Raw genomic sequence first — 12851 nt, forward strand, 5'->3', positions numbered from 1 at the left:
GCCGACAAATGCCCACCAGAACAGCTCCCAGACCGATACGTCAAACGTGATCGCCGTCTTCTGCATAATCGTATCTTCCGATCCTATCGGATAGCGCTTCTGCATCCACAGCAAGCGGTTGATGACCGAAGTATGCTCGACCATAACCCCTTTTGGACGTCCGGTCGTTCCCGACGTATAGATGATGTAGGCGATATCGGTCGGCTTGTTGACTGGCTCAGGATTCGAACCGTCCTCATCGTATGCTTCTGCATCATCCAGATTGATGATGCGGCCCGCGAAGTCAACCGCTTCTCCCGCGCTTCCTTGAACAAGCAGCACCTGAGCCTTGGAATCGTCCAGCATATACCGAATGCGATCCTCTGGATAATCCGGTGCGATAGGCACATAGGCGCCTCCTGCCTTCAGAATCCCCATAATGCCAACCATTAGCTCCAGAGAACGCTCTGCCATAATACCGACAATCTGATCGGGTTCAACCCCTGCAGCACGCAGCGTCCTTGCCAGCCGGTTCGCACGTTCGTTCAGCTCTCGGTAGGTTATGACGTCATCCCCATACAGCACTGCTGCAGCATCCGGCGTCCGCTGCACCTGCTCTTCGAACATCCGATGAATCGTCTGTTCGCGAGGGTAGTCGACAGCTGTGTCATTGAATGCAGATTGGACTTCTGCCTTCTCCGCTTCGGTAGCGAGCTGCACTTCAGCAATGGAGATTGCAGGATTGCCTGTTACTTGCTCCAATACATACTTCAGATGATGATGCAGCCGTTCCATATGACCGCGATCATACACTTCCGAGTTGAAATCAAAGCGAATGATAAGTTCATCACCCGGCACGACCATTAGATTGAAATCATAATTGGTCTGTTCAGCTGCTTGAACATCGGTTAAAGCGAGAGCTCCGTCGTTACCGTCTCCGGTTTGCTCCATTCGCTCGTCCAATGGATAGTTCTCAAACACCATGATGTGGCTGATTAGTTCCGACTTCTGTGACGTTCTCGATTGAATCTCATAGAGCGGATAATAATCATATCGCCCAGATTCGAGTGCCGCATTTTGCAACTGCTCCATCACGTCTGAGAAGCTTGCGCTGGCTTCGCAGCTTACACGAACCGGAATCGTGTTAATGAATAGTCCAATCATCGATTCGACACCCGGAACATCAGCAGGTCGACCCGATACGACTCCGCCGAACACCACATCTTGCGTCCCGTTATACTTCTGAAGCACGATCCCCCAAGCCGCTTGCAGCAGCGTATTTAACGTAACTTGATGCTGCTTGGCAATCCGAATCATACGGGAAGTAAGATCAATTCCGAGCTTGCGGGACGCTTGTTCCAGCACATATGGCTTATCCTTGCCTGTGATCTTCCCATTTGGCAATCGTGTCTGCTGCTCGTATCCCGCCAAGTACCCGTTCCAATATTCTGCCGCCGCACTCATGTCCTGCTCTGCCAGCCATTCGATATATCGGCTATAGTCTGGCAGGTTGGCCTCTTTGTTCCACATGGATCCTGCAGATCCGGAAGTTCCGACCGTTCCAGTAGCTTCAGTAGTTCCGGCTGCATGATTCGTGACAGCTGAGTATATGCGGAACAACTCGTCCGTCAACTGCGGCAAGCACCAGCCATCCATCAGAATATGATGAGAACTCCACAGTACATGGCAGCTAGATGTCTCCGTACGCATCAATGTGACGCGAACAAGCGGATCGCGTTCCAGATCGAACCCTTGCAGCTTGTCGCTCGCGACAACACGTTGCATCACAACTGCTTGCTCATCAGCTGACAATTGGCTCAGATCCTCGTACGTGAATGTAATTCGTCCTTCCCGGAACACCACCTGTACCGGTTCCCCGTCCAAGCTGCAGAAGTTCGTCCGCAGCACGGAATGCCGTGCAGCCAGCTCGTGCAGGCTCTGGGCAAACAGGGCAGGATCCAGCACACCTCGCAGCGTAAATCGGGTTTGTTCGAAATAAGCACCCGATGCGCCTTCTTGACCATCGAGAGCGTTATGGAACCACATCCCCTTCTGCATCGGGGTCAGCATGTACATATTTTCGATGATGCCAAGCTCTTTCGTCTCTTCAGCAATCTGCTCCAGCTGTTCGATACTCAGTCCTTGCAGGAGAAGATCACTCGGCGTCAATTCTGTCTGCTCACGTGAGACACAGTGGTCGATGATCTCGAGCAGACTCTCGTGGAAATGGCCTGCCAGCAGTTCCATCGTCTCCTTGCGGTACTCTTTCTCGCTGTAGCTCATATCCAAGGTCAATATGCCGTCAGTTATGGCGCCATTGATGTCGAGGGCATATTGACGTGTATGCAAGGCGCTTCCATCGGAACCTTTCGAATATGGAGACAACATCATGCCGCTTCCCATCGAGTCTTGATCGAATTGTCCCAAGTAGTTGAAGCTAATCTCTGGGGTAGCTCCCCATTCCAAGCTATCTTGCGGCTCAGACAAGTAGCGGCATATGCCGTAACCGATTCCCTTGTTCGGAATCTGCCGCAATTCTTCCTTCGCTCTCTTGATGTGGTACGCCAAACCTCGATCTCGCTCCGCTTGCAGCAGAACCGGATATTCGCTTGTGAACCAGCCGACTGTCCGTGAAATATCTAATTCGCCTGCGATTGGCTCACGTCCATGACCCTCTAGGTTGACGAGAATTTGATTGTGCCCACTCCATTTCTGTATGGCTATCGCGAGAGCGGCCAGCAAGATCTCATTCATATCGGTGTTATAGGCTCGGGGCACCCGCTTCAGTAAATGCTCCGTATCCTGTTGATTCCAAGCTACGGTGACGGAATTACTGTCCTGCTGCAGACTTGATTCTGTGTCAAAGTCCTTCGGCAGCGGATTCGCTCCAGCGTTCAAGACGTGTCTCCAATAGCTGCGCTCATGACCCAAATCCGTGTGTGCAGCATATTCGACTAAACTCCGTGACCACGCAGCATAAGAATCGGTCTTCGAAGGCAAGCGGATGTCGTCACCCTTGCACGCTTGCTCGTAGCCTGCCGCGATATCCTCCAGCAGGATGCGCCATGATACTCCGTCTATGACAGCATGGTGGATCGCGATGAGCAGATGATGGCCTTGCTCGCAGCGGAACAATCCAGCCTTCACAAGCGGCCCTCCCTGCAAATCGATGCTAGCCTGTATGTCGTTCGCTTTCGCTTCGATAACCTGTTCAGCATCTCCACTGTTTGCGATATCGAAGGCAAGGAAGTCGAACAGCTCCCCCTCTTCGATTGCCCGATTCCAAGCCGTAACCCCAGCTTCTGATTTACGGAATACCATTCGCAGTGCATCATGATGCTCCACAATGGTTCGTAAAGTCTTGCGCAGAGCCTCCTCATTAAATCCGTCCTGCCGATACAGCATGAACGACTGGTTATAATGATGCATGTCATCTAGATCCAGTCCGAAATACCAGCGTTGGATTGGCGTCAGCTCAGCCTCGCCAGACACCTCGCCTTGATCGGCTATCCTGCCGATCGGCTGAAGCTGCAGACTCAATTGCGCTATCGTCGGGTATTTGAACAGGTCACGTATTTCCAACTTGTATCCAGCCTGATGCAGACGCGATGACACTTGAATCGATTTGATCGAATCTCCACCCAGTTCGAAGAAATGATCATTCGTTCCAACCCGCTCCACATGCAAGACACTCTGCCATGCGGCAGCCAACGCAATCTCTGCATCCGTGCGTGGAGCTTCATATTCCGCCCCCGTATACGCAGCGCCTTCCGGTGCTGGAAGTCCCTTGCGATCCAGCTTGCCGTTCGGCGTAAGCGGCATTCGCTCAAGCCTCATAAAGTGCGATGGTATCATGTAGGCCGGCAATTCCTTCGCTAACGCAGCTCTCCATTCACCTGCCGTAAGCTCACGCTCGGATGTGTAATAAGCACACAGTACCTTCCGCCCGCTTCCATCTTCCTTCGCGACGACGGCTGCTTCGTGGATATGCGGCGTTTGCTGCAGCTTCGATTCGACCTCTCCGATTTCGATGCGGTAGCCGCGAATTTTCACCTGATGATCGGTGCGCCCGATTAATTCAATGTTGCCGTCCGGCAGCCATTTCGCCAAATCCCCTGTACGATACATGCGTTGACCGTCAGCGAACGGATCGCGCACGAATTTGTCTGCTGTCATTTCTGGCCTATTCCAGTATCCGCGTCCGACTCCAGCGCCTGCGATATACAGCTCTCCAGCCAGACCAACAGGCTGAAGCGACAAGTTCTCACCGAGAATGTACATCGATACGTAAGGAAGCGGCTTACCGATTGGCACAGAGCGTACTGAATCTGATGAAATCGGCTCATAGTAGCTCGAATCAACGCAAGCTTCCGTGACGCCATAGCTGTTAATAATGCGCATGTGTGAACTGAAGCGATGGCGCAGCTTGCGGAATTCATCTGCAGGACACAGATCGGAGCCAATAATTAATAATCTCAGGCTGTCGATGTCCAGGCCATGCTCATACACATGCTCCATAAGCGGAATGACGAGAGCAGGTGTCGATTCGAACATCTGAATACTGCTGCTGCGAAGAAGCTCTGCTAATGCACCTGGGTTCGCTCTTGTATCGCTCGGGCAGAGTACAAGCTCTCCTCCATGCAGCAGTGTGCGAGCGAGATCACCTGAGAATACGTCGAACGAGAAGCTCGCCCATTGCAGCCAGCGAATGCCCGGCTCATGCAATTCATACTCGGCCTTCCAAGCCTCTGCCATCGCAGCAAGCTGACGATGCTCGATCATGACTCCCTTCGGATTGCCGGTTGTACCCGATGTATAGATGACATAACAGAGATGGTCTGGCTCGCAGTTCGGCTCCAGGTTCGTATCGTCCTCATGATAGGAAGCTTCGTCTTCCAGCAGCACCCACGTTCCCTCGAAGGTCACTTTATCTTGTAAATGACACTGCGTCAGAAGTATACTTGCCTTCGCATCTTCCAGCATGTAGCGAATGCGATCCTCCGGATATTCCGGATCAATCGGGACATAAGCTCCGCCTGACTTCAAGACGGCCATAACTGCCACGACCATATCAATCGAGCGATCAGCCATAACGCCAATTAAGTCATCTGGCTCCACACCTTCTGCCCGCAATGTTCTCGCAAGCTTATTCGCCCGTTCGTTCAACTCGCGGTAAGTCATGCGCTTATTCCCGAATACGACTGCAGGTTGCTCCGGTGTCCGTTCTGCCTGTTCTTCGAACAATCGATGAATCGTTCCGTCAGGAGCTTTCAATGAGCGAGTTGGATTGAACACCTGCAAGATCTCGTCGCTCTCGTGCACGGTGAGCATCCCTAGTTCGCCCAGTTGCGCATCTGGGTGATTGACGATGTCCTTCAACAATTGGCTGAAATGCTCTGCCATGCGGTGGATCGTCTCTGATTTGAACAAAGAAGTCGCATACTCGAAGCTGCAATCCAGCCCAGCCTCATCCGCCTTCACATCCAAGCTCACATCGAACTTCGATATTGTGTATTCCAGCGGATATGGCTTCATTTGAAGCTCGCCCAGGGAATCAGCCTTCATGTCCGTATTGTCTAGGGCGAACATGGTGTCAAACAGCGGATTGCGGCTTAAATCCCTAGTCAACTGCAGACCTTCCACCAATTCCTCAAATGGATACTGTTGATGCTCGTAGGCCCCCAGCATTGTGCTTCTAATCTCATCCAGATAGGAACGGAATGCCTTAGCACCTTCCGGATAAGCACGAATGGCAAGCGTATTGACGAACATACCAATTAACGGTTGAAGTTCTTCATGTGTTCTGCCGGCAATCGGTGTTCCGACCACGATGTCTTCTTGGCCCGTATACTTGTGCAGCATGACGGTATAAGCAGCTAGAAGCACCATGTACAATGTCGTTCCGGTGTCAGCGGCAATTCGGTTCAAACCATCTGCCACGTCCTTATCGATTCTAAATGGCAGCGTTAGACCGCCATATTGCTGCATGGCCGGACGAGCATAGTCTGTTGGCAGCTCCAATATCGGCAATTCACCTTGGAATTGGCCAAGCCAATATGCTTGCTGATGCTTCAACTGTTCCTTCTGGGCCTCTGATTGCTGCCATGCCGCATAATCCTTGTATTGAATATGAAGCGGCGGTACCTGTTCCCCGTGATAGTGCCGCATGATTTCCTGCAGCACGATACCGATCGATACGCCGTCGGAAATAATATGATGCATATCGAACAGAAGCACATGCTGTTCCTTCGTCTCCGCAATCTCGATCAACCCAACACGAAGCAGCGGCGGCTTATCAAGCTCGAATGTGCGGATGAACTGTTTTACTTGCTGCTGAACCTCTTGTTCTTCGACTTTCCGATATTCAATCGCGAAATCCACAGTATCATGTATTCGCTGTACAGCCTCTCCCTGCACAAGCTCGAAGCCGGTACGCAAAATTTCGTGACGCGCAATCAATTTGCGGAATGCAGCCTCGAACCTGCTTCGATCCAACTCGCCTTCGAGCAGCATGATGCCAGGCATGTTATAGCCCTGCTCCGCCCCTTCAAGCTGGTGAAGGATATACAGCCGCTTCTGAGCGGAAGATACCGGATAATGATCCTGAGCCTCAGCAACTGGTATCGAAGAATAGGATTCCTCCGCCATCTCGGACATGGCAGCTGCCAGTTCTTCTATCGTAGAGAAGCGGAACACATCGCGCAGCGGCAACTGGATATTCATCTCTTGGTGCACCCTGTTAACCAGCGCAGTTGCCCTTAAGGAATGTCCGCCTAGCTCGAAGAAATTGTCTGTCACGCCGACCTGCTCAATTCCAAGCAGTTCCTCCCACATGCGGGCTAAGCTAGCTTCCATTGGTGTACGCGGCGCTACGTATTCCTTGCCCGTGTTGATGCTGCCTTCCGGTGCAGGCAGCGCCTTGCGGTCAACCTTGCCGTTGGAGGTAAGCGGCATCCGCTCCATCTGCACGAAGTAGGATGGAATCATGTAAGCTGGCAGCTCCTGCGCCAATTCGGTTCTCATTTCCCCTACGGTCAATTGCCGATCCGCCACGAAATATGCACACAACAGCTTTTCGCCATTCTCCTCTCGTGCAATAACAACGGCTTCACGAATCGATTCTACCTTCGTTACTTGGGCTTCTACCTCGCCTAGCTCGATCCGATATCCGCGAATTTTTACTTGATGATCAATCCGGCTTAGGTATTCAATGTTGCCGTCAGGCAGCCACTTCGCCAAGTCGCCTGTCTTGTACATCTTGCTGCCCGGTTCGAATGGATTGTCACAGAATCTGTCCGCGGTCAACTCAGGGCGATTCAAATATCCGCGTGCAAGCCCTTCTCCTGCGACGAACATTTCCCCGGCCACGCCTATCGGCACGCATTGTCGATTCGCATCCAGAATATAGATGCGCAAGGTCGGGATTGGGAATCCGATATTGCTTCTTGCCTGCTCGATCTCGGTTTCCGTGATCTCTTTGTACGTGACATGAACCGTTGTCTCAGTAATCCCGTACATATTAATCAATTGCGTCCGCGGATATTTCGCTCTCCAGTCCTTAAGCAGCTGCGGACTCAGCGCTTCTCCGCCGAAGATCACCATTCGAATGTTCAATTCAGGACTTCCATCTGCAAATGCTTCCCGAATTAATTGATAGAAGTAAGTCGGTGTCTGATTCAAAATCGTTACCCGTTCTTCAGCCAGCAGCTGCAGGAACATGGCAGGGTTTTTGGCTGTCAGCTGCGGCACAACCACCAATTTCCCTCCGTATAGTAAAGCGCCGTACATTTCCCATACCGAGAAGTCGAAGCAGAAGGAGTGGAACAGCGTCCATGTATCGGTTGAACGGAAGTCGAACAGATTTCTGCTGTTGAACAACAGCCGCACGACGTTCTTATGTTCAATCAATGTACCCTTCGGCTTGCCAGTCGTTCCCGATGTATAGATGACATAAGCCAGATCGGAAGGTTTGTTGACTGATGGCAGGTTGGACTTGTCCCCGCTGTATGTCTGCTCGTCATCAAGGAACAACACGGTGCCTTCGTAGACGACTTGATCCCGCAGATGGCGAGGCAATAGCAAAATATCCGCCCCGGAATCGCTCAGCATATAACTGATGCGCTCTTCTGGATACTCCGGATCAATTGGCACGTAAGCTCCTCCGGCCTTGAGTATAGCGAGCAGCCCCACAAGCATATCCGTCGTACGCTCAGCCATGATGCCTACCAGCTTATCTGCCCTGATGCCTTCTGCACGGAGTACCCACGCCAAGCTGTTAGCCCGTTCATTCAGCTCCTGGTAAGTCAAGAATCCGTCTGTTCCCGTTACAGCAATCGCATCAGGCGTTCTTTCGACCTGTTCCTCGAACAGTCGGTGAATCGTCTTATCACGCGGATAATCCGCTGACGTATCGTTGAACTGTTCGAACAATTGCTGCTTCTCTGTTTCCGTTATGATGCCAAGCTGCTCCAACCGAGCTTCGGGATTGCTTATGACTGCTTCCAGCAATTGATTGAAATGGCATGCCAGCCGTTCGATCGTTTCTCGATTGTACAAAGCGGTTGCATATTCAATGCTGCACGCCAGGCCATCGACATCTTCTTCGACATGAAGTGTAAGGTCGAACTTCGCAACGGCATGCTCAATCGGATTCGGCGTCACGGCAAGTCCATCGATGGACCATGCGCCTTTTTCCGTATTTTGCAGGACAAGCACAGTATCGAATATTGGATTGCGGCTAACATCCCTTGTTGGTTGTATATGTTCAACGAGCTCTTCGAACGGATATTCCTGATGCTCGTACGCTTGTAGTGTGGACTGCCGAACCTCCTCCAGGAAGGAGCGGAACGTCTTCTCTCCAGCCGGATAATGGCGAAGTGGAAGTGTGTTGACGAACATACCGATAAGCGGCTCGATGTCTGCATGCGTTCTACCGGCTATCGGCATCCCCACGATGACGTCTTCTTGTCCGGTATACTTGTGAAGCAAGGCCGTATACAACGCCAGCAGCACCATGTACATCGTGGCATCCGAACCCGCTCCAAGCTGCTTAAGCTGATCCGCCTTGTCGGCAGGAATAATGAATTCCAACGTGCTTCCTGCAAAGCTGCGGAATGCAGGCCGAGTGTAATCCACTGGAAGCTGCAGAACCGGAAGCTCGCCTCGCAATGACTCCAGCCAATACGCCTTCTGCTCTTCCATCTTAGACAAGTATGCTTCCGAATGCTGCCACGAAGCATAATCCTTGTACTGAAGACGCAATTCAGGCAATTGTTCGCCGCTATACAGTGCAACGAATTCATCCAGCAGAATGCCCATGGATGCCCCGTCCGAAATGATATGATGCATATCGAACAGCAACAGGTGCCGACCTGCGTCCACTTCGATCAGTCCGACCCGAAGCAGCGGTGGCTTATTCAATTGGAACACCCGTACGAACGAGCGAATGACTGACTTCGCTTCCGATACATCTCCAACTGTCCAATGCTCGACAGTAAATTCTACATCGCTGTAAATTCGCTGCATGGGTTCCCCGTTGTGCATTTCGAACCCGGTACGCAGCACTTCATGTCTTGCTATCAAGCTGCGGAATGCCGCCTCCAAGCGATCGCGATGGAGCTTGCCTTCAATCGCCATGACGCCCGGCATATTGTAGGACAGTTCTGCGCCCTCCATCTGATGAAGAACGAACAGCCGCTTCTGCGCGGAAGATACCGGGTACCACTCTCGGTCTTCCACCCGAGGTATGGATGCAAAGCTTTCCTTCTGCATCCCCTGTATGGCGAGAGACATTTGTTCAATCGTCGGGTAGCGGAATACATCCTGCAGTGGCAGCACAACACTCAACTCCCGATGCACCTTGCTGACGAGGGTCGTCGCGCGCAAGGAATGGCCACCCAGTTCAAAGAATGAATCTGTAACGCCTACGTTCTCGAGACCAAGCACATCCTTCCAGATGAGTGCGAGCTTAGCTTCCAGTTCCGTGCGCGGCTGGATTTGCATATTCAAACGCATTCCTTCCCCTGGTTGAGGCAGGGCTCTGCGATCCACCTTGCCGTTAGGTGTCAAAGGAAGTTCTTCAATCTGAATAAAATGCGACGGGAGCATGTAAGCTGGCAGTTCACGAGCCAGTGTCTCCCTTAGTCCACTAGCCGATAGCTCAACTTCCGCTGTGAAATAAGCGCATAGCTCCTTCTGTCCACTCGAATCCTCCCGCGCGATTACAGCCGCCTCGCCTACTTCATCGACCCGCAGAAGATAGGCTAATACCTCACCTGGTTCAATCCGGTAACCGCGAATCTTCACTTGTTCGTCGCAGCGCCCGATAAATTCGATTGAACCGTCTGGCAGCCATCTCGCCAAATCGCCCGTCCGATACAAGCGTTCACCTGGGATAAATGGATCATTCACGAATTTCTCTGCTGTCAATTCCGGACGATTCAAGTATCCTCGTGCCAAGCCATCTCCGCCCGCATACAGCTCTCCACATACGCCAACGGGAAGAGCGTTCCCAGCTTCATCCAGCACATAAACTCGCGTATTGCTAATCGGTCGGCCAATCGGAATCGAGCAGCCTCGATCCAAATCAGCATCCGTAATGGTATGGCAGCAGGTGAAGGTTGTATTTTCCGTCGGCCCGTAGCCATTAATCACCCTTATACCGTTATGCTTCTCCATCACTTTGCGCACGTGCGTAGGAGATACAACATCTCCACCCACCAGCAGCTGTTTGACTCCGTAGAAGCCCTCGATTTGCTGTTCAACCATGACCTGGAACAAACCAGCTGTCATCCACAACGTCGTCACCCGATGACGCTGAATCGCTTCGCTCCAATCTGTAAGCGACACATTGCCAGGAGACAAGATGGCCAGCGCAGCCCCATTCAGCAGACTTCCCCATATTTCAAAGGTTGCTGCATCGAACGAGATTGTGGAACCTTGCAAGAAGACATCCGAGCTGTCGATCTCGACATACGTCGCGCCGCATACGAGCCTGACCACCCCGCGGTGCGTTACGCAAACCCCTTTCGGCGTTCCCGTAGACCCTGACGTATAGATGATGTATGCCAAATCGTCTCCAGCCCCATCAATAGACAGGTTTGTACTTTCTATATCTTCCATTAAGTCGCTTACGTCTGTCTCGTTAACATCCAGCACGATCACGTTAAGATGTTCAGGCCATAAGCTGCACAGATGCTTCTGTGTAACCATCGTCGCAATGGATGTATCTTCGAGCATTGCACTAATCCGCTCTTGAGGGTAAGCCGGGTCGATCGGTACATAAGCCCCGCCGGACTTCATAATTGCCAGTAAGCCGACGACCATATCCAGCGATCGATCCGCGCAGATGCCAACCAGTTCACCGCTCGTCACCCCGGCATGCCGGAGTCTCCGAGCCATTCGATTGGCTGCGGCATTCAACGCTCCGTAGGTCATCTGTTCATTTCCAAACACGACAGCTAGTGCGTCTGGTTCTTGTTCAGCTCGCTCCTCGAACAATCGATGGATCGACTTCTCGCGCGGATAAGTCACGAACGTATCATTAAATTCGCTCATCATTACGGCACGCTCTTCATCCGTCGCCAGCTGCAGCTCTCCTATGGATATCCGCGGATTCGATGCAACTTGTTCCAGTACAAGCAACAGATGCTGCTTCAACACATTCATATCCGCTTCTTCGAGTGCTTGTTTATTAAAATCGAAGCGAATGACGATATTGTCGCCAGGTATGATGATGAGGTTCAGATCATAATTCGTCTGTTCTGTTACGGTAACGTCTGTCAGCTTCAGTCCACTGCCGTCTGAACTGTTAAATTGATCGAGCTGCTGCTCCATCGGATAGTTTTCAAGCACCATGATGTGAGTAATGAGATCCTGCTTTAGGGTGCACTGTGCTTGGATTTCATACAACGGATAGTAGTCGTGCTTGGCAGATGACAATGCATCTTCTTGCATACGCGTCATTACTTCTGCAAATCTTTCGTGCGCCTGACTGCTCACACGCACGGGAATCGTGTTAATGAACAAACCAATCATCTCTTCGATTCCGACTAGTTCTGCCGGTCTGCCGGATACAACACTGCCGAATACGATATCTGAAGTTCTGTTGTACTTCTGGAGCAAAATTCCCCATGATGCCTGCAGCAATGTATTCAATGTCACTTGATGCTGCGTTGCAACTTTATTGAGAGCGAGGCTCAGGCTTGTACCTAGATCGATCTGAACCTGACCTGCTTCATATTGACCAGAATGTCTGCGCCCCTTGCTATGCGGAAGTTCTGTCATCTCTTCAAATCCAGACAAATAATTGTTCCAATAGGCTGCGGCTGCGGATTCATCCTGCCGCTCCAGCCATTGAATGTAATGATTATAGGAAGGTACCGAAGCAAGAATCGGCTTCTTGTCTTCCACCAGCGCGGAGTACGTGTTGAATACTTCAGCAGCGACGAGCGGGAGACACCATCCATCCATGACGATGTGATGGGAGATCCACAGAACTTCATACACCTCGTCTGCCGTCTGGAGTACGGACACGCGCATGACATCCCCATTCTCAAGGTCAAAGCCTTGTGCGCGTTCCTTGGCCGCTTCGTTCTCAATCGCCACAGCCTGCTCATTTGGATTCAGAGAACGCCAATCTTCGTACTTCACGCTGATGCGCTTGCTCCGAAATACAACTTGCAGCGGCTCGCCGTTCGAATCGACGAGGAAGTTGGTACGGAATACAGCATGCCGAGCCGCCAGTTCATTCCAGCTTGCGGCGAAGGCTTCGATGTTCAGCGCTCCCTTAAGCGTTAGGCGTGTTAGCTCGAAATAGGCTCCCGCCTGGCTGTCCATAGCTGTATGGAACCACATTCCCTTCTGCATCGGCG

1 protein-coding gene is annotated in these 12851 nt (G+C 51.8%); it reads right to left on the bottom strand.

The features are described from left to right. Window positions 1–12851: non-ribosomal peptide synthetase (locus BBG47_RS25425; protein ID WP_139070767.1), on the bottom strand; the 12851-nt coding region annotated here is incomplete at both ends.

It is taken from the genome of Paenibacillus sp. KS1 (assembly GCF_001680695.1).
Taxonomy (GTDB): Bacteria; Bacillota; Bacilli; order Paenibacillales; family Paenibacillaceae; genus Paenibacillus_B; species Paenibacillus_B suaedae.